At 53.1% G+C, this 24820-nt stretch carries 17 protein-coding genes; 4 read left to right on the top strand and 13 right to left on the bottom strand.

The genetic code is table 11. From position 1 onward, the window contains the following. Positions 1 to 171: 171 nt before the first annotated feature. The 12 genes from abc-f to BN2684_RS15965 all read right to left on the bottom strand — a co-directional run bounded on the left by abc-f (position 172) and on the right by BN2684_RS15965 (position 18523). Positions 172 to 2184, bottom strand: coding sequence for a ribosomal protection-like ABC-F family protein (abc-f, locus tag BN2684_RS16015; RefSeq protein ID WP_058303157.1), 2013 nt, complete (start codon positions 2182 to 2184; stop codon positions 172 to 174). A gap of 97 nt (positions 2185 to 2281) precedes the next feature. Beyond that, the gene (locus tag BN2684_RS24750; protein ID WP_187385779.1) at positions 2282 to 2425 is read right to left on the bottom strand and encodes a hypothetical protein; all 144 of its coding nucleotides are present in this window, start codon (positions 2423 to 2425) and stop codon (positions 2282 to 2284) included. A gap of 111 nt (positions 2426 to 2536) precedes the next feature. Then, positions 2537 to 4564: a beta-galactosidase gene (locus BN2684_RS16010; RefSeq protein ID WP_058303156.1), complete on the bottom strand. Its 2028-nt coding sequence runs from the start codon at positions 4562 to 4564 to the stop codon at positions 2537 to 2539. Positions 4565 to 4668: 104 nt separating this feature from the next. Continuing rightward, positions 4669 to 6381 carry an ABC transporter substrate-binding protein gene (locus BN2684_RS16005; protein WP_058303155.1) on the bottom strand — a complete coding sequence of 571 codons (1713 nt, stop codon included), beginning with the start codon at positions 6379 to 6381 and terminating at the stop codon, positions 4669 to 4671. Between the two features lie 125 nt (positions 6382 to 6506). Further along, positions 6507 to 7403, bottom strand: a complete 897-nt coding sequence (locus BN2684_RS16000; RefSeq protein WP_058303154.1) for a carbohydrate ABC transporter permease — start codon at positions 7401 to 7403, stop codon at positions 6507 to 6509. A gap of 15 nt (positions 7404 to 7418) precedes the next feature. Continuing rightward, on the bottom strand, positions 7419 to 8381 hold the full coding sequence (locus BN2684_RS15995) for an ABC transporter permease (RefSeq protein WP_058303153.1): 963 nt from the start codon (positions 8379 to 8381) through the stop codon (positions 7419 to 7421). 162 nt (positions 8382 to 8543) lie between these two features. Continuing rightward, complete coding sequence (locus BN2684_RS15990) at positions 8544 to 10121, bottom strand: response regulator transcription factor (protein WP_058303152.1); 1578 nt, start codon at positions 10119 to 10121, stop codon at positions 8544 to 8546. Continuing rightward, the gene (locus BN2684_RS15985; protein ID WP_058303151.1) at positions 10114 to 11922 is read right to left on the bottom strand and encodes a sensor histidine kinase; all 1809 of its coding nucleotides are present in this window, start codon (positions 11920 to 11922) and stop codon (positions 10114 to 10116) included. The genes BN2684_RS15990 and BN2684_RS15985 overlap by 8 nt, the downstream gene beginning before the upstream one ends. A gap of 504 nt (positions 11923 to 12426) precedes the next feature. Further along, on the bottom strand, positions 12427 to 14859 hold the full coding sequence (locus BN2684_RS15980) for a glycoside hydrolase family 95 protein (RefSeq protein ID WP_234340253.1): 2433 nt from the start codon (positions 14857 to 14859) through the stop codon (positions 12427 to 12429). Positions 14860 to 15001: 142 nt separating this feature from the next. Then, positions 15002 to 16216 carry a glycoside hydrolase family 130 protein gene (locus BN2684_RS15975; protein WP_058303150.1) on the bottom strand — a complete coding sequence of 405 codons (1215 nt, stop codon included), beginning with the start codon at positions 16214 to 16216 and terminating at the stop codon, positions 15002 to 15004. Positions 16217 to 16245: 29 nt separating this feature from the next. Next, positions 16246 to 17259 (bottom strand): glycoside hydrolase family 130 protein, encoded by a 1014-nt coding sequence (locus BN2684_RS15970; protein WP_058303149.1) that lies wholly within the window; start codon positions 17257 to 17259, stop codon positions 16246 to 16248. 253 nt (positions 17260 to 17512) lie between these two features. Continuing rightward, positions 17513 to 18523 (bottom strand): substrate-binding domain-containing protein, encoded by a 1011-nt coding sequence (locus BN2684_RS15965; protein WP_058303148.1) that lies wholly within the window; start codon positions 18521 to 18523, stop codon positions 17513 to 17515. Between the two features lie 648 nt (positions 18524 to 19171). Between BN2684_RS15965 and qoxA the strand changes: the two genes are divergently transcribed. The 4 genes from qoxA to qoxD are packed head-to-tail and all read left to right on the top strand — an operon-like array spanning position 19172 to position 23008. After that, a complete protein-coding gene (qoxA, locus tag BN2684_RS15960; RefSeq protein ID WP_058303147.1) occupies positions 19172 to 20152 on the top strand; it encodes a cytochrome aa3 quinol oxidase subunit II in 981 nt (326 codons plus the stop codon). Between the two features lie 27 nt (positions 20153 to 20179). Beyond that, positions 20180 to 22126 (top strand): cytochrome aa3 quinol oxidase subunit I, encoded by a 1947-nt coding sequence (qoxB, locus tag BN2684_RS15955; RefSeq protein WP_058303146.1) that lies wholly within the window; start codon positions 20180 to 20182, stop codon positions 22124 to 22126. Next, positions 22123 to 22719 carry a cytochrome aa3 quinol oxidase subunit III gene (qoxC, locus tag BN2684_RS15950; protein WP_058303145.1) on the top strand — a complete coding sequence of 199 codons (597 nt, stop codon included), beginning with the start codon at positions 22123 to 22125 and terminating at the stop codon, positions 22717 to 22719. The genes qoxB and qoxC overlap by 4 nt, the downstream gene beginning before the upstream one ends. Before the next feature lies 1 nt (position 22720). After that, positions 22721 to 23008, top strand: coding sequence for a cytochrome aa3 quinol oxidase subunit IV (gene qoxD / locus BN2684_RS15945; RefSeq protein WP_058303144.1), 288 nt, complete (start codon positions 22721 to 22723; stop codon positions 23006 to 23008). 85 nt (positions 23009 to 23093) lie between these two features. On the opposite strand, the gene BN2684_RS15940 is transcribed toward qoxD, so the two are convergent. Then, entirely contained in the window at positions 23094 to 24809 is a 1716-nt protein-coding gene (locus tag BN2684_RS15940) for an ABC transporter ATP-binding protein (protein WP_058303143.1), read from the bottom strand. Positions 24810 to 24820 lie beyond the last annotated feature (11 nt).

Here is a 24820-nt window from a genome sequence, read left to right as displayed (position 1 = left end):
ATTCTCATTCCTTTTTGTCCATCAACTATGAGTTAAGTATAGGCCACAACCCGAGAATTGAACATAAAGAAACCGGTCAAAAAATGACCGGTGTTTTTCGTTGAGAGGAGTTACTTGGAGTAAATACCTTTTTCTCCCCGTATTGCTCACAATCGACTGCATTTCTTTCGTTTATTGGCCTTCCTCCGTCATCAATGCCCACTCTTCGTAGTATTCTTGAATCTGTCGATTGAGGGCTTCCTTCTCTTCCCATACCCGTTGAAGCCGCTTCGTATCCTCCTGCAGCTGAGGGGACAGCAAATCCGCCTCCAGCATAGCCGCTCGCGCCTCATGCTGCTCGATCTCCACTTCCAGTCGAGCTATGCGCTCCACGAGATTGTTGGCAGAAGCTTTTCCCGGCAGATCCGAACGCGGGCCTCGTTCATTCCGTTTAAGTCCGGCTTGCTCTTCGCGGCTTCCGGCAGCTCTCTTCGCTTCTATCAATCGCGACTTATCACAATCGCTCCCGCTGTCCGCACTCTCGGCTCCTGCTGCTTCCGCCGAAGACCGAGAGCCACTTTTTTCCCGGAAGTTCTCATAATTGCCGTGATAGACTGTAAGGCTGCCCTGTCTCAGCTCCCATACCTTCTGTGCCAGCTTGTTGATCAGGTAGCGATCATGTGAAATGAGCAGCAAGCTCCCCGGATAATCCTCCAGGGTCTCCTCTAACGCTTCCCTTGAGGCGATATCCAGGTGATTCGTCGGTTCGTCGAGTAAGAGCAGATTAGGCTTCCTTTCGACTAACAGCGCGAGCCGCAAGCGGGTCCACTCTCCACCCGATAAGGAAGCGACCGACTTGAAAACATCTTGGCCATAAAAGAGGTAACGCGCAAGCCGGCCACGAGCGACTCCTTCTTCCAGCTCGGCTTCCTTGCGGTAATAATCCAGCACGCTCTCGGTTCGGTCGGAAGGAACCGCCTCCTGGGCCAAATAACCTGCCTCCACCTGCGCACCAAGCGTCAGTTGCCCGCCATCCGGCGCAGCTTCACCCAAAACCAGCTTGAACAGGGTGGTTTTACCGGAGCCGTTGGTGCCGACTAGGGCGATCTTCTCGCCGAATTCCAGCTCGGCCGTCACCCCGTTCAGAATCGACCGGGAGCCATAGCTTTTCAGAACCTCGCGGAGCACAAGCGTTTTCCGGCCGGAACGCTCCATCATTTGGAGGTCGAACGCGGCGGTTTTTCGGTCCAGAACCGGCCGCTTCCTCTTCTCCATCCGATCGATCGCCTTCTGAATCGACGCCGCACGTGTGAAGAAGCGCTTATCCCCGCCAAGGCCGCCCCACTCTTGGAGCTGACGAATCGATTCCTTCATCTTGCGGATTTGCTTCTGCTGCTCCTGGTACTCGGCAAATTCCTTCAGCAGTCGTTCTTCCTTCTCCTTCACATAACCCGAATAGGTGGTCAGGTACAAGGAGGATTCGCCATCCTCCAATTCGATGATTTTCGTAACGACCTGGTCCAAAAAGTAACGGTCATGAGATACGATCAGACAAGTCCCCGGATAAGAGGACAAATAGCCTTCCAACCACTCTACGCCAGCTAGGTCAAGATGGTTGGTCGGTTCATCCAGCAGGAGTAGATCCGGCCGTTCGATCAGGACGGCAGCAAGCCCAGCCTTCGTCTTCTCTCCTCCGGATAACCCGGCGTAGGGGGAGTCGAATTGATCCGCGCGGATGCCAAGGCCGGATGCGACCTGACGAATTCTCGCGTCCATCTCATAGCCGCCGCCCTTCTCAAACGCCTCCTGCCATTCGGCATACCGGCTGAGCAGCTTATTCATCCGGTTCGCATCTTCGGCCAACTCCGGATCGGCCATTAACCGCTCGGCTTCCGCCAGCTTGGCACCAATGTCCCGCATCTCGCGAAAGCCGTGAGCGAGCCGGTCATACAGTGTACCTGAGCTTCCCTCCGCTTCCGCTTGGATCTGTGCCAGGTACGAGACGCGTATTCCTTTTCTTAGCGAAAGCTGCCCTTCATCTGCACGGTCAAGACCGGCCAGCAGTCTCAGCAGGGTAGATTTCCCGCTCCCGTTCAGGCCGATCAGCCCGACCCGGTCCCCGTCATGCAGTTCAAAGGTAACAGCCTTCAAAATTTGGTTCGATCCGATATAATGTTCAACTTGATTCGCGCTCGCGATAATCATGGATAATCCTCCTTGGGATTCTCCGGTTCGAGCCTTCGTGAATCAAAAAAAGAGCCGCAGGGAATATCCCTACGGCCCTTCATCGCTTCCGATGAGGCTACGGCAGGAGATTCTTCTCGAATGGGTGATACGTATAGGGTAAAATGGACAGACCTCTCCCGTATCCGTATTCCGCATGAACGATGCCAGCTGTAGCAATCGGCAGCCGGCTTACAGTGTTGTTCACCTGTTCGAGATTCATCTCCCGCTTCACCTCCTTGTCATAATTAGATTTATTTTATCAGATAGGTACCCGAAAGCGCAAGGGGCAGGGAATAGAGCCCCGTCTAGATCGGAGCTCGCTAACTCTCAATTACTTTTCGAGGATAAAAACGCCTCTGCCTGGGATGAATGTCGTCCCGGCCATGCTGCGTCCGGTCAACAAGTCGGTCGCCCCTGCATAGGTAGCGGGAAGTTCAACCTGCGCTTCCTCTGCGTTGTGGTTAAGAAGGAACGTAAAGCTCTTGCCATCCTTGCTCCGCTCGGTGACCTCCACTCCCTCCGGAGTTTCCAGCAACGGCTGAATGCCCTTCTCCCTGCAAATCTCCGCAAGCAGTCCTGTGAGGAATGCGGGCTCCGGATTCGAAGCGATATACCAAGCTTCTCCTTCCCCGTACTGGTTTCGAGTGACGACCGGCATCCCCTTGTAAAAGTCGCTTCCGTATTCCGCCAGGACTTCGGCGCCTTCAGAGTGGATCAGATCGCAGAGCAGGTTGCAGGAATAGTCGCCCGACAGACTGCCATACGGCTTTTTCATGACGATCCGATTGCTCGCATCTGGGAATAGCGCATCGATTTCCTCCGCCCAAATTCCGAGAATCGGACGAAGCTTGCCGGGATATCCGCCAACCGTAACGATATCAGTCTCGTTGACAATGCCGCTGAAGAAGGTCGTGATGAAGGTTCCGCCCCGCTTCACAAACGCATCGATTTTCTCTGCTACTCCCGGCTTGATCATGTAAAGAACCGGAGCGATGATCAGCTCGTAGCGGTCAAAATCCTCTTCGAGGCCGATCATATCCGTCTGGATGTTGTTATCGTACAGAGCCTTGTAATAGGTATGGACTTGATCGACGTATTTCAAAGCGACGGTTGGCCCGCTGGAGAGCTCGACCGCCCAGCGATTATCCCAATCGAAGAGAATGGCGGCTTTGGAGTTCAAGCGGGAATCAATCAGCTTGTCTTGGAGCGAGACAAGCTCCGCTCCAAGCTCCGTGCATTCGCGAAAGACCCGGGTATGCTCATGTCCGGCGTGCTCAATGACGGCACCATGGTATTTCTCGCATGCGCCGATAGAGCGCCGCAGTTGGAAGAACATGACCGTATCCGCACCGTGAGCAACCGCTTGATAGCTCCATAAGCGCATAACGCCCGGCCGCTTCAAGGAATTGTAAGCCTGCCAATTCTGCTGGCTCGGCGTCTGCTCCATCAGCATGAACGGTTGACCGCCCTTGAGCCCTCTCATCAAATCGTGGGTCATCGCGGTCACGCTGACCGGGGTATCGAGAGACGGATAGCTGTCCCAAGAAACCACATCCATATGCTTGGCCCAAGTGAAATAGTCAAGCTCCGGATAGGTTCCCATCAGATTCGTCGTGATCGGAACATCCGATTGCTTTTTTATGGCCTCGTATTCCAGACGATAGCAGTCAAGGAGAGATTCGGATTGGAAGCGCCGGTAATCGAGCGAGATGCTTTGGAAATTCGACCGTCCCCCGCCCCATTCCTCGCTCATGCCGCTGGGAGGAACGATTTCATCCCATTCGTAGAACGTATGGCCCCAGAATGCGGTATACCACGCTTGATTCAAAGCATCCAGCGAGCCGTAGCGCTTCTTAAGCCAATCGCGAAAGGCCTCCGCGCAGTTGTCGCAATAGCAATAGCCGCCGTATTCGTTGGCGATATGCCAAGCGACGAGTGCCGGATGATCCTTGTAGCGCTCCGCCAGCTTGGCGGCCAGTCTCTCCGAATACATGCGGTAAGTCGGGCTGTGCGGGCAGGAGTTATGCCGTCCGCCAAATTGCCGCTTCAAGCCGTTGTGATCGACGCGCCGGATGTCAGGATAACGCTTGGCCATCCAGGCCGGATGAGCTCCGGTGCTGGTGGCGAGACATACCTTGATTCCTTCTTCCGCCAATCGGTCCAAAATTTTATCCAGCCACTCGAACCGGTAGGTGTCTTCGTCGGGCTGAATGCGAGCCCAAGAAAAGACATTGACGGTAGCCACGTCAATATTCGCCAGCTTGAACATGCGCAGGTCTTCTTCCATCTTCGCTTCATCCCACTGCTCGGGGTTGTAATCCCCTCCGAACCAGATCTTGGGAAGCTTCTCGTGTATCATGGCTATGTTCACCTCGAATGATAGGATTCTAATCATCGTTTACTAAAGACCCCTGTATGACAAACAAGGAGGCCTGAAGCAGGCCTCCTTGTGCGATACTTCAATTATTTCCAGAGATCAACTCTTGCTTTGACAAGCTCAGTGTACAGTTCATTCATTTTCTTGACGCCGGCTTTGTCGATGTCCTGCATGAATTCATCCCAAACCTTGTCGAAGTCAGCCGGCTTCGCAAGGATCGCTTGCGGAACGCGCTTCTTCATGATATCTTCCATTTTCTTTTGGAGAATTTGCAGGTCGGAGCCAGTTTCAACCGGGATGTTCCAAGCCGCGCCCCAAGCTTTAACCGGGAATTCTTCCGGTTTCGGCCACAGATCAAGATACGTTTCGGCGTTATACGCTTTCAGCGTTTCTTTCTCGGCATCGGTGTAGGTAGCAATGATTTGGCTCTTGAAGTTCAAGGTATACGGATTGCCACTCGGGTCGTTTACACCGTCGCCGTACCAAGGAGCGAAGTTGTAGTTACCTACACCACTTTCTTTGGTATAGTTCACATTGTCATTGATGCGGCGGTTTTGGATGTCGTCCAGAATGACGCGCTTGCCGTTATCGACTTTGTAGTCTACGTTTTCAACGCCCCAGTTCTTCAGAACTTGACCTTCGTCGGAAGCGAGATAGTCCAGGAACTTGATCAGTTGGACGGCGTTCTTTTCTCCGCTGACGGTAATGCCGATCCCGGTACCTGCTACATAACCGGTATCTTGGAACTCCTTCTGCTTGATGTCTGCGCTCATGGTAACCGGGAAGCGGGCATAGGTTTGATCATACTTTCCTTCGGTCCTCAGAGCTTTCTCTGCATCTTGGTAGTCCCATTGTTGGTCGATGATGCCCAGTACACGGCCGGTAGCAACCTTCGCCTTGTATTGGTCATACTTTTGAACAAAGCTTTCCTTGTCAAGGAGGCCGATGTCGTTCATGTGGTTCAGCCAGCGGAAGTATTCCTTTTCTTCCGGACGCATGTAGTGGTAGGTAGCTTCATAGGTATTGTCATCGATATAGAACTCCCCGTTGTCGGAGCCGCCCGTCGTGTAGAAGGCCGGGTTCGTGGTGGAGATCAAGATCTGCCATTCACCAGCGTTCAGCGACATGCCAATGGTCGGTTTGCCGTCTGTAGTCGGATGTTTGGCAATATATGTCTTGATGGCGTTTTCATAATCTTGAACCGTCTTCATTTGCGGATAGCCAAGTTCCTTCAGAACGCGGTGCTGAAGCTGGAAGCCGCCACCGGCATCAAAATATTTCTGGTTAACACCGGCCGTCGGCAGGATGTAGATGGCATCGTCATCCTTACTCCATTTCAAGCGGTTCAGGTATTCACCGTAAACTTTCTTGATGTTAGGGGCATATTTCTCGATCAGGGGACGCAGGTCGATCAGGGCGCCAGCATCAACCAGCTTGGCAGCGTCGCCTTTTGGCAGAATCATGTCCGGATATTCACCGCCGGAAATCATAAGTGCGATCTTTTGGTCGGTTGCCGCGCCGCCAACCGGGAATTCCATCTTCAGGGTAACACCGGTTTTCTCGGTGAGTACCTTCCCAACTCGATCTTGCATGTTATTCCAGGATGCGTTCGGATCCGAGCTGTAAACGGTTGCATTAAGCGCTTTAGGAGCTTCCGCTGTAGCGCTGGCCACTGGAGAGCCAGATGAAGATGCTTCCGGAGAAGTAGAAGCTTCATTGCCGGATTTGCTGCTGCAGGCGGTTAATGCCAGTGAACCGACGAGCAAAACGCTTGTGAGTTTCGCTGCTGTTCCTTTCATTTTGCAATGCCTCCCTTTTTTTATCCCTCATAATGGATGTGTATCACACAGGTTTCCCTGGAAACACCTTGGATGATTCCGCGGAGTCCGAATCTCACAGACCCCGCGGGTGCCGAACTCGGCATTTAGCTCTTGACAGCGCCGAGCGTCATGCCTTTGACGAAATACTTTTGCATGAACGGATAGACTACAAGGATCGGCACGGTACATACGATCGTGATCGCCATCTTAATGGATTCCGGCGATACTCTTGCCATGCTCTGAGCCGCATTCGGATTGTGCATCTGCTCGTTCCCGGTCTGCGTGCTTTGCAGTACCTTCATCAACTCGTACTGAAGGGTCGTGAGCTGCTCTTTGGAGCTGTTGTACAGATAGGTATCAAACCATGCATTCCAGTGACCAACCGCAACGAACAAGGCGATGGTCGCAAGAACCGGCAAGCAGAGCGGAAGCACGATGCGATAGAAGATTTTGAAATCGTTCGCTCCGTCGATTTTGGCAGATTCTTGCAAGGCAAAGGGAAGTCCGTTGATGAACGAGCGGATGATGAACATATTCCACACGCTCAGGATTCCCGGAATGATGTAGACCCAGAACGTTCCGACCATATGCAGGTTGCGAATCAGCATGTAGCCTGGAATAAGGCCACCGGAGAAGTACATGGTCAAAGCGAACATGGTGGAAAACAGCTTGCGTGCTTGGAAGTCAGTCCGGCTCATCACATAAGCGACCATCGAAGCGCTGAGCACTCCGCAGATGGAACCAATAATTGTCCGGAGCACGGAGTTCCGGAACCCGATCAACAACGTAGGATAACGGAGTATGGTTTCGTAGTTGGACCAGGTGAATTGCCGCGGCCAGATGGTAATGCCGCCTCGAACCGTATCCGTGGAGTCATTAAGTGAGATCGCCAGCACGTTCAGAAAAGGATAGAGCGTGACGATACAGACCAGAATCATAACGATGTACAAGAAGATATCGAATAAGTGTTCCGTACGGCTTCTGCCGACTGCCGACTGCATGGTGATTCCCCCCCTTTAGATAATGCTCTCTTTGGTTACGCGCTTGTAGATTCCGTTAGCCGAAAGCACCAGGATGATGCCGACGACCGAGTTGAATATCCCGATAGCGGTACCGAAAGAGTAGCGTGTCATGCCGATCCCATATTCCAGAGCATAGAGATCGAGGACGCGGGAGTAATCCGTAACAAGCGGGTTTTGCAGCAGGAACTGCTTTTCAAAGCCGATGCTGATCAAATTCCCGATCGACAGGATGAGCATAACCATGATCGTCGGGCGAATTCCCGGGAGAGTGATGTGCCACATGCGCCGTATGCGTCCAGCGCCATCTACGGTGGCGGCTTCATAGATTTCCTGATCGATACCGGCCATCGCGGCTAGGAAGATGATCGAGTTCCAACCGGTTTCCTTCCACATATCGGCTGCGGTTACAATTCCCCAGAACCAGGAACCTTTGGCCATAAACTGAATCGGTTCGCTGATGATACCGAGCCACATGAGAAGCTCGTTCAACGCGCCTCCGTCTGTTGAAAGCATTTTCGTAACAAGACCTGCGACGACGACCCAGGATACAAAGTGAGGCAGATAAGAAATCGTTTGGACGGTCCGTTTAAACAGTTGTCCGCGAAGCTCATTCATCAAGAGGGCGAAGATGACCGGAACCGTAAACCCGACGATCAGCCCCATGACGCTCATGGCCAATGTATTTCTTAGAACAAGGTAGAAGGTATCATCCGAAAATAAGGCGCGGAAGTTGTCCAACCCTACCCACTTCTGATCGAGAATGGACTTGCCCGGCTTATATTTTTGGAAGGCCATCAGCCAGCCCCAAATCGGAACGTAGCTGAATACGATCAGCCAGATAACAAAAGGTACGGACATGAAATACAAATAACGTTGTTGGACCATCTTCTTCCAGAACCCAAAGCTTGTTCGGGTCTTTACTTCCGGCAGGGAGCCTCCTGCTGACAGCGGTTTCATGGGTATCCCCCTTCTCTTCTCTCTTGGTTCCATCTTACCGAAATCGGGTTATCGGAAAAACCACTAAAATTCACTGTGAAATCATATAAAAATAAGCGCTTTCATAAATTATTTCATGCTGAATAAAAAAATCCGCCGGATCAGGCGGATTCGATCGAAGACTTACGATTCATCGTTCGGGTCTTCTCGAAGCAGCTTCACAGATTTGCCTTTGAAGGTCGAGGGAGACTCCCCTACATACTTTTTGAACTTGCTGTGAAAGTAATCGACGTTGGCATACCCAACCAATCGGGCCACCTGATGGACCTTGAGCCCGCTTCCCAGCAATTCGATGGCATGGCGGATACGGACCCTATCCAGATAGGTGTTAAAGCTTTCACCGGTCTCGCTCTTAAAGAGCTTTCCGAGGTACCCACTGTTGTAGTTATGCAGCTCAGCCAGTGTCTCCAGCTTCAGGTTTTCTCCATAATGCAGCTCGATAAATGCCGTAATCTGCTTAATGATGGGGGCGCTGCTCATATTGCCGATCCGGTTAGCCAATTGGACCGTAAGCTCGGCCGCTTCCTGAATCAAATCGTGATACGTACTCTGGGTAAACAAAACCGGGATATGATTCATGCTCTCCTTCACCGGAGCGGCATACGCCGGATTAAGCGCTGCCAGCTTGTTGAGAGCAAGCGTGAGCACTTGGGTCATACTCGTTTTGATGGTCATGGCCGAGCTTTCGACGGAGCGGATTTTTTGACCGGCTTCCTTGACTGTATGCTGCACCTTGTCCGGCTGTCCCAGCTCAAGGGCGAACAAGAGCTTATCCGCCATTTGCTGCAGGGCCGACTCCGTCAATGGTTCTTCCGCGTGAGAAGAGAGCTCCTGAAGGGACGAATACAGATGAATGGTCTCCCCTTCGAGCAAAAAGCGGTTCTGCAGCACATGAGCCGCTTCCTCATAGGAGTCATGGATGCGGCGAATGTCGGGTACAGAAGCCCCTCCGGCCGCGAAGAAGCGAGTTCCATTCTCCGCAATCGCCCGCAGTTGGCGGTAAAAATCGATCAGGGCCCGCCCATTTGCCAATCCTTCTCGAAGCAAGATGCCCATCCGGCTATCCAGGAGAAAAGTGAAGCCCGCTTTCCGCGCTTGCAGCATGTCCTCGATCGAACGGCGAAGGGCAGCCCGCGATCCGGAGATGTTATCTTTTTGAAGCTCCAGTTCAAGCAAAATAATTTGGTAACCCTGATGGGTTGTACCGAAGAGCTCATTGATCTCCGGCCCGTAATTCGGTTCGCCCTTCTCATGGATCAAAGTGAGCAGCATCCGTTCTCGGTAGACGTCTTCGCTATCCTTCCGTCTCTTCTCCATTTCGGATTCCCGCTGCATGATCCCGCTGATCCTTTTCAATTCCTCCGACATTTCATCTTCATCCACTGGCTTCAAGATATATCCGTCCACACCAAGGCCGATTGCCCCTCTAGCATAATTAAAATCCGAATATCCGCTGAGAATAAGAAAATGGCAATTGCTGTTCCGTTTCTTGATTTCTTGAATGAGCTGCAAGCCATCCATTCCCGGCATTCGGATGTCAACCACCATCATCTGCGGATGGAGCTCGTCAAATTTCTCTAAAGCTTCCCGCCCATTGGCTGCCGTATCGACAACCTCATAGCCAAGCCCTGTCCAATCGATGAGCGATACGAGGCCCGTGCGAATGGCCGGCTCATCATCCACTAGCAACACTTTATACATGAGTCTTCCCTCCGATCGGTAACGAAAAATAGATGCGGGTTCCCCTACCCGGCTCGCTGTCAATGGTCAATCCGCTTCTTTCTCCGTAGGTGAGGATTAAACGCTGGTGGACATTTCGCAGCCCGATCCGATGCTCTTCCCGATCTTCGCTCTCGTCCATAGCGCGCATGATATCCTGCAGGCGATCAGAAGTAAAGCCGATTCCGTTATCTTCCACTTCTACATGCAGCCAACCGGATTCCACTTTCGCCGTAAGGGTGATCTCTCCGCCTTTTTCGATCTCCTCCAGCCCGTGGATGACGGCATTCTCCACAAGAGGCTGAATGATCAGCGGCGGAATCCGCACGAGCTCGCCGTCTGTGTCGATATCCAACCGGTAACTCAACCGGTCATTTCCGTAACGGAACTTTTGAATTTCCAAATAGCAGCGGATGATTTCGAATTCGTCCTCAAGCGGAATGTCCTTCGCTCCGATCTCCAGGTTTTTGCGGATCAGCTTGCCCAGGAGGCGGACAATCGTAGCCACTTCCGTCTCACCGCTCATATGCAGGCGCATCCGGATCGACTCCAGGGAGTTGAACAGAAAATGGGGATTGATCTGGCTCGCCAGCATCTTCAGCTTGATCTCCTTCTGGTGAAGCAGGAGCTGATTGCGCTGCTCGTTCGATTCGCGCACCTCATCCATCAGCCTGCTGATGTTGGTGACCATAAAGTTAAATTGCTTCGCCAATAACCCAATCTCATCACTTCCGTCAATTGCCAACGTGGAGTGAAAATCGCCCATGGCCACCTTGTTCAGCGACTTGTTCAATTTTAGAAGCCGATTGGATAAGAGCGAGGCGAACAGATAGATCAGCAGGGTCGCAAGGCCCAAGCTCAAGAAGATGATGGTGAACCCCAGCCGGTTTACTTGATTAGCCTCGCGAATGATGCTTTCAATGGAAAACACCGATATGATTTTAAGCCCGTTGTCACTGTCTCCCGGCAGTAAATCATCAATGATGATTTTAGAGGGCTTCCCTTCAAAATCGAACTCGTACGTTCCCTTAGATCGTCCGGTTAAATCCTTGGCAAAATCCATTTCACGGATATTTTTCCCTACCCAGGAGGTATCCTTGGCGGCGACAATGGTTCCATTGGAATCGAGCAGGAGAGAAGCGAACGGCTCCTGGCTCACGATGGAGTTCAGCTCTTGCTGATTGAGCGAGATGACAAAAACGCCTTTTGTTCCTCCATCAAACGTGATTTTGCGGATCAGGTTAAAGGACGGCCCCGAACTTGGAATCTGAGGCTCCTTCATGTACTCCCAGTCGATCCGGCTGATCGATTTGGCCATCGCCCTTTGATACCATTCTGATTTCAGTGTCTCTTCATCGGGATTGAGGAATTCCCAATTGTTCAGAATGGTTGGGTTGTCCACATACAGCCGAATCGAGGAAATCTGTTTGAAAAGACTTATATAGGTAGCAAAATCAAGATATTCCCGGTATGCCTCAAAAACGTCATATCGGTCCGTATAGGTGGTTCTTATCAGCTTGCTCAGACGGGTATCCACCATGAGCCGGTCGGAAACATCGATCGAGACTTTCAAATTTTCATAGGCTCGGGACTTGATTTTATCTACGTTATTCGAGGTTTGTATAGTTGCATGATTAAGGACCGTGCCCCGGAACTCCGCCGTCAGGTAGCTCCCGACAAACATAACCGGAACAAACACGACGATGATAAAGAAGAAAATCAGCTTGTTCTTGATCCGAATGTTGTTGGTTTTCAGGAAAAAGGCATGCAGGTTATGAAACATGGCATCTCCGCTCTCTTGTAACCGTTTGCCCAAACCTTGGCGTTGGGATATAGATACATGCGCATGTAGGGCTGGTTTAAGTATATAGCATGTTTTGTCCGCAAAAAAGCGCCTTTCCCGGCACTCCTCCGAAACTCGGATCCAAGCGCGGGAAAGTCGCCTTCCTAACGATTCTGGGCATAATGCCTTACAGGTAGAAGATCAGCTTGCCGAATGCGAGGGTGTCTTACTTCGACATGACGATTAAGCTCCTGCTTGCCCGATGATAGCTTGACGATATCGTGGACCGCTTCCTCTCGCTGAAAAGGAAACGATTACTTTTCGTTATGCTGCAGTTCTCCTCGGTTGTGATAGGCTCTTCCTGAGTCTAGCGTTCCATTCGCATGAAAGGCACCCAGTAAATTAGAGGGATTATCACCTAACAATTTCGACTTTCATCACCTTTTTCGTCACCGGAAGCTTCACAGCACGTCCGCGCGGCTGAGAGCGCCTGCGGGAAGCGGATCATTGTGCCGGGGTAACGCGGTACGTCGCACCGATCGCGGTGGCGAAGCCATCCGCTGTACAGGCTACCGCTCCATCCGGTCCGGTAATTCGCCAAGTGGAAGCGTCCGCGATGCGACACGGTTCTCCTGCGTGCGAGAGAATGACCGCTTCTGTTAACCGGCTCCCTTCCCAAGAGAGGGAGACCTCAAATCCGCCGCGCGCTCGCAGCCCTTGAATCGAGCCAGTCGTCCAATCGGATGGAAGAGCCGGAAGGAAATCCAGCTCGCCCAGATGACTCTGGAGCAGGCATTCCACGATACCCGCCGCCCCTCCGAAGTTTCCGTCAATCTGAAAAGGCGGGTGGGCATCGAACAGGTTCGGATAGGACGAGCGAGCGAGAAGCGTACGAATGTAGCGGTGAGCTTCTTCGCCATTCCGCAAACGGGCGTACAGGTTGATCAGCCACGCGCAGCTCCAGCCCGTATGCCCGCCGCCGTTCGCGATCCGACCCTCCAAGGATTTGGCAGCAGCCTGAACGAGCTCGGGACGTTCCTTCCGGTTGATCTGATTGCCCGGATACAGGCTGAAGAGATGCGAGACATGCCGATGACCCAGCTCACTCTCCGGGAACTCACGATACCATTCCTGCAGCCGCCCTTCCGAGTCGATGTGAAACGGGTACAGCCGCGATGCGGCCTCTCGGAGCTCTTGAAGCAGCTCCGCGTCCACGCCCAGTAGGTCTCCCGCTTCGCCCACAGCCGCGAATAGCTCGCGGATGATGGACATGTCCATCGTCGTAGCCATCGAAACGCTGCACGGATTGCCTTCCGCAGTGAGGAATTTATTTTCCGGCGTGGTCGACGGGTTCGTCACAAATAAGCCTTCCGGCGTCTCTTCCAGATAATCCAGGCAAAACAACGCCGCTCCCTTCATCAAGGGATAAGCTCGCTCCCGGAGAAACTCAGGGTCCATCGTAAAGCGGTAGTGCTCCCACAGATGCAGAGCCATCCACGCGCCGCCCATCGGCCAGAAAGCCCAGCTCGGCGAGCCGTCGGTAGGCGTGGACATCCGCCACAGGTCGACATTGTGATGGACCGTCCATCCCCGGCAGTTATAGTGAATCTGCGCGGTCCGACCGCCGGTGACGCTCAATTCGTCCAGCATGTCAAAGAGCGGCTCATGGCATTCGCTCAAGTTGGCGGTCTCCGCCATCCAATAGTTCATTTCCGTATTAATGTTCGTCGTATAATCCGAATTCCAGGGCGGCTGAACGTGTTCGTTCCAGATTCCTTGCAGATTGGCAGGCTGTGTTCCAGGACGCGAGGAAGCCATCAGCAAATACCGGCCATACTGAAAATATAAAGCTTCCAGCTCCGGATCTGATTCGCCTTGTTTGTAAGCATGCAAACGGTCGTCGGTAGCCAAGCCGCCTTTGGAGGTCGCAGTGCCCAGAGATAGCTCCATCCGCCGGAACAAGCGGCGGTGATCCTCCAAATGCCTTTCCTGCAGCTCTTCGCTCGTGTAAGCCGCCGCATGGCTGAGCCGCTGCCTGCATGCTGCGGCAAGCTCTTTACGATCGGTACCGGGCATAGCGGCATACCCTTTAAAGCTCGTTTCCACCGCAAAGAGCAGCGTGACCGCCTGAGGATCGCGGACAATCAGACGCGGCTCGTGCGAAGCAGCGAGCTCGACCTTCTCCGCTACGGCCTTAACCCCACCGCAAAAACGAATCCCCAACCCTTCTTCATCTTGGACCGACCAGGGATGGTCCCCCAAGTTATGGCCGGCGACAGGGCTCGGGCAGTTTCCGGCGAGAAGCAGTTCGCCGCCTTCTCCCGGCAGGAGCTGATGACGGAGCTTGGAATCGAGCGCAGCTGAGAGAACCACAGGCTCTTCTCCGAGAGAACGGATCGAAACGCACATCACCTGGTCAACGGCACTGACGAACACTTGCCGCAGGTACTCGGTTTGTCCGATCCGGTATCGAACGGAGGCGATTCCGGAATCCAGATCGAGCGTTCGCTCGTACCCTTCCCGCTCATCCCCCGCGCTGTCCAGATGCTCGAGGATCAGATCGCCAAACGGCTGATACGCTTGGCAGTTCACTCCCTGCATCTTATCTTCGATGAGTCTTTCCGCTTCGGAGTACTTTTCTTGACGGATCAGCTCACGCGCATTCTTCAAATGCCGGATTGCTTCATAATTGTTCGTATCACGCGGAACCCCGCTCCATAACGTATCCTCATTCAATTGAATCCGTTCGCTAATCGTTCCTCCGAAGACCATCCCTCCAATTCGGCCGTTCCCGACCGGCAGAGCCTCTTCCCATTCGACAGCAGGCTGCCCATATCGGAGCAGCAAAGAAGAGTTATCGTTAACCCCATATGCCATATTCGTTCCCCCTGCCAGCACCCGAAGACGCATTCCGTTCCCTTCGGACTCTGAATTCATACTCAGGCCTATCCTATCATGGAAGCGGTTAAGTTGCCACATGAAATCCAGACACAGCCCCTTGCCGGCTTATCATCATAAGAAAAGAACCCCTGCATCCTACCATTCGATAGGCGCAGGGGTTCTGTCGTTTCATTCTTTATTAGCCTTTGATCAGGAACGCATACTCCGGACGAGACATGAGCTCCAGGTTTGCCTTGATCAGCTCGCTGCGTTTCTCAACACTCGCGAAGGAACGCAAGCCGTCCTCCGGCGTGTGGAGCACGTAGTCAACGAGTTGGTCAACGGTGGTTTTGGCCACATGGCAACGGGTATCGGAGGAAGCGTAGTATAGGAATACTTCTCCGTTGTCGCGAGCGACGAGGCCGTTCGTGAATACGACGTTCGACACATCCCCGATGCGCTCGATTCCTTGTGGAACGATCAGGAAGCCGCCGGGAGAGTGAGTGACGCGATTCGGTTCGGCCAAATCGGTCATGAATGAGTAGATGACATAACGCAGGCCAGCAGCGGTGTTCCGCACGCCGTGCGCGATATGCAACCAGCCGTGCTCGGTCTTGATCGGGGCAGGGCCTTGGCCGTTCTTGACTTCCTTGATCGTGTGGTAGATCTTCTCGTCCACGATCGTCTCGTGATCGATGGAAGCCGGATTCATGCTCTCCGACAAGCCCCAGCCGATCCCGCCGCCCGAACCGGCTTCGATGAAGCCGTCCTGCGGGCGAGTGTAGAAGGCATATTTCCCATCCACGAATTCGGGATGGAGAACGACGTTGCGCTGCTGCGGCGAAGGGGTCTTGAGGTCAGGAAGCCGTTCCCAGCTCTTCAGATCCTTCGTGCGCACGATTCCGCATTGGGCGTACGCGCTGGACGTATCGCCAAAGGGAGCGTTCGGGTCTTTGCGCTCCGTGCAGAACAGACCGTAGATCCATCCATCCTCATGCTTGACCACACGCATGTCGTAGATGTTCGTGTCCGGAACTTCCGTCTCGGGGATCGCAATCGGATAATCCCAGAAGCGGAAGTTATCAACGCCGTTTTCGCTTTCAGCGATCGCGAAGAAGGACTTGCGATCGGCACCTTCCACGCGTGCAACGAGGTAAATGCGGCCGTTCAGCTCGATGGCGCCCGGATTGAACGCGGCGTTCACGCCGTTGCGTTCCATCAGATACGGGTTCGTCTCCGGATTCAGATCATAGCGCCAGTAGAGAGGGGCATGTTCCGCCGTCAGAACCGGATTCTTGTAGCGATCATAGATGCCGTTGCCGAGCTCCTCCGGGGCATTGGAGCGAGTCACCAATTCTTCATAATCGGCAGACAAACGACGCAGGCGCTGCCAGAAGTATGCTTGATTGTTCATGTCCATTCTCCTCTCAAATGACCCTGGAATTAACGGTAGCTTTCAGCGTCTCCGGGATTGAGATCGTTATGCTCTTTGATCCAGTCAACGAGCAGGTTCAGTTCGGTATAAGCAACGGCCACGTGGGTGTCAGCTGCTCCGTAGTAGATGGCGATACGGCCGGTAGCCGGATCATGCAGCGTAGCGCAAGGGAAAGCAACGTTCGGAACGAAGCCCGTCGTTTCATAGGATTCTTCCGGAGTAAGCAGGTAGTCCCCGGAGCGATACAGAACCTTCGAAGGATCTTCCAGGTCGAGGATGGCAGCGCTCATGCTGTAGACGAAGCCGTTACAGGTCGTCGATACGCCGTGGAAGAACATCAACCAGCCTTCGCTCGTTTCGATCGGGTTCGGGCCTGCGCCGATCTTGACGCCTTGCCACCAGCCGTTGCCGCCGCGAGTCATCACACGACGGTGACGTCCCCAGTGAACGAGGTCCGGGCTTTCGCTCAGGAAGATATCGCCGAACGGCGTGTGACCGCTGTCGCTAGGACGGCTGAGCAGAAGGTATTTGCCATCAATCTTCTTCGGGAACAAAACGCCGTTGCGGTTGAACGGAATAAACGGGTTTTCCATACGGATGAACGTTTTGAAGTCCGTCGTGCGGCCGAGACCGAGAGCAGCTCCGCCGAAATCGGTGCACCATACAATGTAGTAGGTGTCTTCGATTTTGACAAGACGAGGGTCGTAGGCATAGTGAGGTTGATACGACTTTCCTTCTTCATCCACCCAATGCACTTCTTCGTCTTCAATATCCCAGTTGATGCCATCGTTGCTTCGTCCCAGGTGAATTTGCGGACGGCCGTTCTTGTGGTCGGCACGGAATACACCGATGAAACCGCCTTCGTAAGGAAGCACTGCGCTGTTATAGATACGGGCAGACTTCTTCGTCGGGTTCCAAGGAATAATAGGATTGTTCGAGTGTCTCCATACAACGGACTCGCTGTCCGGGCGTTCTTGCCAAGGCATATTCGGCAATGCCTCTCCGATCATTTTCACTGTCATGTTCGAGTTCCCTCCCGATGGTATCATTCATTTGGTTAGGCTATCCTGCAAATCGATTCTTCATGCTTAATGGCGCTGCAATCGTCGACAGAACGAGGTCCTGCCGCGAAACGTCCATTAAGTTATCGATTAAGTAACAACTTTATTTTACCTTGTTAGGTTTTGTTGGTCAATATGCACTAACAAAAAAACACCCGATCCTCATGATGTTTTTTCTGTGACAGAAAATCATCATGAGGATCGGGATTGGCATTTAGACTTCAATGGAGCGAACCGAATCGCGGATCAGCAGCTTGCCCTTGACTAGAATCCGCCCCTCTCCGGATGTCTTCCCGCGGATTTTGCGAATGATGCTCCGCGCAGCGGTTCGGGCCATCTCGTTCATATTGACTTCCACTGTCGTCACCTGCGGAGATGCAAGGGTTGAGAACAGGTCGTTGTCGAAGCCGACCACCGAGCAATCTTCGGGTACGCGGACGCCATTTTTATTTAAGGATAAGATGAGGTTATACGCCACCAGGTCGCAATTGCAAACGAAGGCGGTCGGCAGCTCCTCGGGAAGCTGAAAATCGACCCACCACCCCTCTTCATCCCGATCCGTGATGATGTTATCGGGAAGAAGCGGAATGTGATGCTCGAGAAGAGATTTGTAAAAGCCAAGGAACCGGTCCTGGATGCTGCTCGTGGCATACAGATTGCCGACGAAGGCGAGCTTGCGATGACCGCATTGGATCAAATAATTGGTCATTTCATACATCCCGTAAAAGTTATCCGTAATCACGCAATCGATCGTCGATTGCTCAGTGTAGAAATCCAAAAAAGCGAGGGGAGCGCTGCTCCCGGCAAGCACTTGAATGTATTCCTTGCCGACTTGACCGAGTACGATCAGCCCGTCCACCTTGCGTTCTTGATAGATTCTTGGCAGCGTGAGAGAAGCTTCATCCCCCACCGTCAATATATGGAGAATGGCCGAGTACTTGAATTCCTCCAGGACCTGAGAGATCTGCTCATAGAACTTCAAATAGAACGAATGCGACTTGCTGGTAAACCGTTCAGAGACCACGACCCCGATGTTGTAGGTGTAGCCCTCCCGCATCGATTTGGCGACCATGTTCATCTGATAACCCATTTCCGCCGCGACCTGCTTGATCTTCTCCTTCAGCTCTTCGCTTACGCCCTCTTTGTCGTTCAGGGCTTTCGAGACCGTCACGCTGCTGATTCCTAGCTTCTCCGCGACGTCACGCATAGTCACACCTGGTTTCATTTCTTCCCTCCTCGCGAAAGAGGTACATATTTGTAACTTAATCGATAACCTTTGTTCATCTTACGATTTCCCTTCGTCTTATGTCAACCGTCTGTTCCAGGAATGAAGTGCAGCGAGAACACGGAGGATTAAGCTCATTCCATAAAATCGGGTTTCCAGCAAACAAGGAATACACGGTTCGCAATGATCGTAGGATGGAAGGTGATAACCGGAAGGGACTTCTCCCACAAAAGATAAGATCATCGGAGCATGCAGACATCAAAACCCATTTGATCCCCCTCATCCAGAGAAGGGAAAGGCAATTCATAAACAAGTAAATAAGTATCAATTGAATAAATCAATTAAATATTGCATAAAACAACCGGTTAAATTGTTACGAAATGAAGAATTTTTCGATAAATTTGATTATATTTGAACGAATTGTGAACATCAATAAAATCGAAGCTTTTTCAGTGATTTTAATCACACGTAGAGGATAATGTAACCGCTTTTCATAAATATTGTAATAATATATTCATATTATTGTTTTAATCTGGAAATGTTGTTACCATATGGCGTTTGAGTTCAATTTGCCGCTTTATTACTATATACATAGCGGAAGCACTCGCAGGAATCCATGATTTTATCACTAGAGAAAGGGGCTCCTATATGAAAAAGAGAGGGCCATTGTTCGTGATGTTTCTCGCACTTGCCACCCTTCTGACCGGCTGCGGAGATTCCTTCGTCGTTCTGGATCCCAAAGGGCCGCAAGCGAGGACCTTGTCGGACACGATCATCTTTTCCATCTTAATGATGGCGGGCATCCTGATTGTCGTTTACATCCTCTATGTCTTCATGCTCGTCAAGTACCGCGCGAAGAAATCAAATGAGGATTACATTCCTCCCCATGACGAAGGGAACAAATGGCTGGAACTGATCTGGACCGCCATCCCGGTCGTCATCGTCATCATTCTGTCCGTGGTCACCGTACGCACAACCAGTGCGGTGGAAAAGGTGCCGGAGGGCTACGAGAACCAAAAGCCGCTGGTCATCTACGCCGCATCCTCCAACTGGAAATGGCATTTCAGCTACCCGGAGGAAGGCATCGAAACCGTCAACTATGTCAACATCCCTGTGAACCGGCCCATTGAATTCCGACTGTACTCCTTCGGACCGATCACCAGCTTCTGGGTGCCTCAGCTTGCGGGACAGAAGTACGCCATGAGCGACATGATCAATACCCTCAACCTGGTCGCCGAGATTCCCGGCTCTTACATGGGCAAAAACTCGAACTTCAGCGGCGAAGGCTTCGCGCATATGGAGTTTGAGGCACTCGCGATGAGTCAGAAGGAATACGACGAATGGGTCGATAAGGTGAAGAAGACCGAACCCGAGCTTACGGAAGAGAAGTTCAATGAGCTGCTGAAGACGGCTCATGTCGGCCGCCAAAGCTATTCCACCACCCATCTGACCTTCAGCCCAGCCCCGGAAGGCACGAACGCCGGTCATATGCACGGCTCGGGAGGCAGCGAGGAGCACATGAACATGCATCCGTCTCCGGCGCCGTCGGATCGCTCCGAATTCGACGCAAGTCCCGACGTCAGCCCGACGCCGACACCGGAAGCTGTATCGCCTTCCGAAAATCCGTAAGACAACCCGAAAGGAGAACCTACCCTTATGAAATGGGATGAATTTTTCGTTACCGGCGAACCGATGATCTACGGGGCGATGGTTTCCATAGCACTCGCCTCCATCGGGATCGTCGCAGGCTTGACCTATTTCAAGAAATGGGGCTACCTGTGGCGGGAGTGGTTGACAACGGTCGACCACAAACGCATTGGCGTCATGTATATCATCTGCGCTCTGTTAATGCTGTTCCGCGGCGGAGTCGACGCGCTCATGATGCGCGCACAAACCGCAGCGCCTGAAATGAAATTCCTTGACGCTCAGCATTACAATGAAGTCTTCACCACTCACGGCCTTATCATGATCTTGTTCATGGCCATGCCCTTCATCTTCGGTCTCATGAACGTCGTGATCCCGCTGCAGATCGGCGCGCGCGACGTCGCTTTCCCGCGCCTGAACGCGATCAGCTTCTGGTTGTTCTTCGCCGGCGCCATGCTGTTGAACCTCTCCTTTGTGATCGGGGGATCGCCGGATGCCGGCTGGTCCGCTTATTTCCCGCTCGCGAGCAAAGAGTTCAGCCCCACCGTCGGCAACAACTACTATTCAATTGCTCTGCAGATCTCCGGGATCGGGACGCTCATGACGGGCATCAACTTCCTCGTGACCATTCTGCGGATGCGCGCTCCCGGCCTCAAGCTGATGCGCCTGCCGATGTTCACCTGGTCTACGCTCATCACCAGCGTCATCATCACCTTCGCATTCCCGGTTCTGACAGTTGCTCTTCTGCTCATGATGTTCGACCGCCTCTTCGGAGCGCAGTTCTTCACCATGGCGAACGGCGGGATGGATATGCTCTGGGCCAACCTATTCTGGGTATGGGGGCATCCCGAGGTTTATATCGTCATTCTTCCGGCCTTCGGGATTTACAGCGATATCATCTCCACCTTCGCCAAGAAGAACCTGTACGGCTACAAATCGATGGTCATCAGCATGGTCGCGATCTCCCTCCTGTCCTTCGTCGTCTGGGCGCACCATTTCTACACGATGGGGCAAGGCGCGATGGTCAACGGCTTCTTCTCGATCACGACGATGGCGATCGCCGTTCCGACCGGCGTCAAGATCTTCAACTGGCTCTTTACGCTGCATCGAGGCAAGATCAGCTTGACGACGCCTATGCTTTACGCGATGGCGTTCATCCCGATCTTCACTTTAGGCGGCGTAACGGGCGTCATGCTGGCGATGGCCAGCGCCGACTATCATTACCATAACACCATGTTCCTGGTCGCTCACTTCCACTACGTGCTCATTCCAGGCGCCGTGTTCGCCGTCATCGCCGGGTTCCATTACTGGTTCCCCAAGGTTTTCGGCTTCCGGTTGAACGAAAAGCTTGGCAAACTCGCATTCTGGCTCATCGCAGTCTGCTTTAACATCACGTTCTTCCCGCTGTTCCTGCTCGGCCTTAAGGGGATGACCCGCCGGATGTACACGTACTCGGCCGAAACCGGATTCGGGCCGCTTAACTTTATCTCCTTCCTCGGCGCGCTCGGTCTCGCGGCTGGTTTCATCGTTCTTGTGTACAACGTGTATTGGAGCTTCCGTCACAGCCCGCGCGAAACGACGGGAGATCCCTGGGACGCACGGACTCTGGAATGGGCTACGCAAAGCCCGGTTCCGGCCTACAACTTTGCGGAAATTCCGAACGTCAAAACGATCGACGCCTTCTGGTTCTCCAAGATCGACAAGAAGAAGCCAATCTTCGAGGGCAAGCTTGAGCCAATCCACCTGCCGAACAATACCGGCAAGCCTTTCGTGCTCGGCATCGCGTTCTTCTTCCTGGGCTTCTTCCTTGTCTTCAGTTGGTGGATTCCAGCGATTGTCGCCGGGATTGGAGTGCTCGCAATCATGGCCGCCATGTCCTTTGACCGAGACCATGGCTTTATTATTCCGGTTGAGGAAATTCGTCAAACCGAAAAGAAACTGCGGGGTGAACCGGTATGAAACTAGACGCTTCCCGTCCGCTGGAATATTCCACAGAGGAGAACAGCAACCGGATTCTCGGCTTCTGGATCTTCCTCGGAGCGGAAATCGCGCTCTTCTCGACACTGTTTACGGTCTTCTTCGTTCTTGTGGACCGCTTCGCCAACGGTCCGAGCGGCTCCGAGCTGTTCGAGCTCGGCCCCGTGCTCGTGGAAACCTTCGTGCTTCTGACGAGCAGCTTTACCATCGGACTCGCGATTCACGCGATGAGGCTGGGCTACAAGAAGCCGGCGATGGTCTTCATCGGCATTACGCTTCTGCTCGGGCTCGTCTTCCTTGGAGTCGAAATCACGGAATTCTTCACGTATGTCCATGAGGGAGCGACTCTGACCACGAGCGCCTTCCTATCGAGCCTGTTCGTTCTGCTCGGCACTCATGGAGCTCACGTGACGTTCGGCCTCCTCTGGGGCTCGGCGATCCTGATCCAGGTCAGCCGCGAGGGCTTCACTCCGGCGACGGCCAACAAATCGTTCATTTTCTCCCTGTACTGGCACTTTCTCGACGTCGTGTGGATCTTCATCTTCAGCTTCGTCTACCTGAAAGGAATGATGTGACATGTTGAAAGATTTGTTTCCCATCCGTCATGTCATGGGCTTTGTCTCCTCGCTCGTCCTGACGGTCGTCGCTCTGACCGTGGTCATGTTCGACCTGTCTAGTGCCGCAAGCATGGCGATCCTGATCGTGACCGCCCTGATTCAAGCATCGCTGCAGCTGTTCCTCTTCATGCACATCGGGGAAGACCGGTCCAAGTCGACTTTGTACCTGAACATCGGGTATGCGCTCTTCGTCGGGCTCGTCACGATCTTCGGCACGCTGTTTATCTTTGTATGGGGCTGGTATTGATAAGCAAGCTCCTCTATTCGCCTTGAAAAAGAGCGATTCCCCAGGCAATATCGCCTGGGGAATCGCTCTTTTTGCAGTTCTTGTGCTACATTCCAAACTGAGCCTGATGGAGTCGGCTGTAGACTCCGCCTGCCGCGATCAACTCCTGATGCTTTCCTTGCTCGGTTATCCCCTGCTCCGTGACTACCGCAATGCGGTTCGCTTCCTTGATCGTGGCCAACCGGTGGGCGATCACGAGTGTCGTGCGCCCTTCGGACAGCTCTCTGAGCGATTGCTGAATCGCAAGCTCCGTCTCCGTGTCGAGAGCAGACGTCGCTTCGTCGAGAATCAGGATCGGCGGGTTCTTCAGGAACATACGCGCGATGGCAAGCCGCTGCTTTTGGCCGCCTGAGAGCTTCACGCCTCGTTCACCGATGACGGTGTCCATCCCCTTCTCCTGAGCCTGAATGAATTCATCCAGATGCGCCCGCCGCGCCGCTTTCCAAACTTCCTCGTCGCTGGCTCCCAGCTTGCCGTACAGGATGTTCTCGCGGATGGTTCCGGTGAACAGGAAGACATCCTGCTGGACGATGCCGATCTGGCTGCGGAGCGAATCCTGCGTGACCTCCCGGATGTCCTCGCCATCGATGGTAATGCTTCCTCCGTCTACGTCATAGAAACGCGGAAGAAGGCTGCACATCGTGGTTTTTCCCGCTCCGGAGGGTCCAACGAACGCGACCGTCTCTCCTCGCCGGATGGTGAAATTCACCCCATCCAGCACCTTTTTCTCCCCTTCGTACCCGAAGGTAACATTCTGGTAACGGATTTCCCGCTCGAACGGCTTCATGACCACGGCTTCCGGCGCATCCTCTACATCGGGCTCTGTATCGATGAGCTCCGTATAGCGCTTGAAGCCCGCAAAACCTTGCGGGTAGCTTTCCACGATGGCATTGATCTTCTCGATAGGCCGGAAGAATACGTTCGTGAGCAGCAGGAAGCCGATGAATTCGCCGTAGGTAAGCTGGTCTTGAATGACATACCAGGTGCCGCAGATCATGACAAACACCGTGACGAAACGCATCATCACGTAGCTGATCGAGCCATTCTTGGCAATCAGCTTGTAGGAGGCGAGCTTGGTGAGGCGGAAGCGCCCGTTGTTTACCGCAAACTGCGCTTCCTCGTGCGCTTCGTTGGAGAATGCCTTAACAACGCGGATTCCGCCGACGCTGTCCTCAATGCGGGCGTTGAAATCGCCGACATCACGGAAGAGCTGGTGAATGGCTTTCGTCATCTTCTGATTAAAGAAGATCACCAGCCATAGAATAGCCGGAACGATGACGAATGTCAGAAGCGCCAACTGCCAATTGATCGACAGCATGAGGAGGAAGGAGCCGGCCAACGTCATTACGGCAATGAACAAATCCTCCGGCCCATGGTGGGCCATCTCGCCGATCATGTTCATATCGTTCGTCAGGCGACCGATCAGGTGACCGGTCTTCGTGTTGTCAAAGAAACGGAAGGACAGCTTCTGAATATGCGAGAACAGCTTGCGCCGCATATCGGTCTCGATGTTGATGCCGAGCATGTGGCCCCAATAATTGACGATATACGTGAGCACCGCGCTAAAGGCATACAGAGCGATGAGTCCGAGCGAAGCCCACACGATCATGTTCCATTTTCCGCCGGGGAGCAGGTCATCGACGAACAGGTTCACGGCAATCGGAAAAGCCAATTCCAGCAAACCGGCAATGATCGCACAGCCGAAGTCGAGCAGAAACAACGCTTTATAAGGCCGATAATAGGCGAAAAATCTACGGATCAACGGAAGGGGCA

The organism is Gorillibacterium timonense (genome assembly GCF_001457415.1).
Lineage (GTDB): Bacteria > Bacillota > Bacilli > Paenibacillales > NBRC-103111 > Gorillibacterium > Gorillibacterium timonense.
This window is presented reverse-complemented; position numbering and strand designations above follow the sequence as displayed.

What these genes read in the sequence shown, in the direction of transcription:
- BN2684_RS16010 (WP_058303156.1), bottom strand. Translation starts at nt 4,564, where the DNA reads ATGATACACGAGAAGCTTCCCAAGATCTGGTTCGGAGGGGATTACAAC.
- BN2684_RS15990 (WP_058303152.1), bottom strand. Translation starts at nt 10,121, where the DNA reads ATGTATAAAGTGTTGCTAGTGGATGATGAGCCGGCCATTCGCACGGGC.
- BN2684_RS24750 (WP_187385779.1), bottom strand. Translation starts at nt 2,425, where the DNA reads ATGAATCTCGAACAGGTGAACAACACTGTAAGCCGGCTGCCGATTGCT.
- BN2684_RS15995 (WP_058303153.1), bottom strand. Translation starts at nt 8,381, where the DNA reads ATGAAACCGCTGTCAGCAGGAGGCTCCCTGCCGGAAGTAAAGACCCGA.
- BN2684_RS15975 (WP_058303150.1), bottom strand. Translation starts at nt 16,216, where the DNA reads ATGAACAATCAAGCATACTTCTGGCAGCGCCTGCGTCGTTTGTCTGCC.
- BN2684_RS16005 (WP_058303155.1), bottom strand. Translation starts at nt 6,381, where the DNA reads ATGAAAGGAACAGCAGCGAAACTCACAAGCGTTTTGCTCGTCGGTTCA.
- abc-f (WP_058303157.1), bottom strand. Translation starts at nt 2,184, where the DNA reads ATGATTATCGCGAGCGCGAATCAAGTTGAACATTATATCGGATCGAAC.
- qoxA (WP_058303147.1), top strand. Translation starts at nt 19,172, where the DNA reads ATGAAAAAGAGAGGGCCATTGTTCGTGATGTTTCTCGCACTTGCCACC.
- qoxD (WP_058303144.1), top strand. Translation starts at nt 22,721, where the DNA reads ATGTTGAAAGATTTGTTTCCCATCCGTCATGTCATGGGCTTTGTCTCC.
- BN2684_RS15980 (WP_234340253.1), bottom strand. Translation starts at nt 14,859, where the DNA reads ATGAATTCAGAGTCCGAAGGGAACGGAATGCGTCTTCGGGTGCTGGCA.
- BN2684_RS15970 (WP_058303149.1), bottom strand. Translation starts at nt 17,259, where the DNA reads ATGACAGTGAAAATGATCGGAGAGGCATTGCCGAATATGCCTTGGCAA.
- BN2684_RS16000 (WP_058303154.1), bottom strand. Translation starts at nt 7,403, where the DNA reads ATGCAGTCGGCAGTCGGCAGAAGCCGTACGGAACACTTATTCGATATC.
- qoxB (WP_058303146.1), top strand. Translation starts at nt 20,180, where the DNA reads ATGAAATGGGATGAATTTTTCGTTACCGGCGAACCGATGATCTACGGG.
- BN2684_RS15985 (WP_058303151.1), bottom strand. Translation starts at nt 11,922, where the DNA reads ATGTTTCATAACCTGCATGCCTTTTTCCTGAAAACCAACAACATTCGG.
- BN2684_RS15965 (WP_058303148.1), bottom strand. Translation starts at nt 18,523, where the DNA reads ATGAAACCAGGTGTGACTATGCGTGACGTCGCGGAGAAGCTAGGAATC.
- qoxC (WP_058303145.1), top strand. Translation starts at nt 22,123, where the DNA reads ATGAAACTAGACGCTTCCCGTCCGCTGGAATATTCCACAGAGGAGAAC.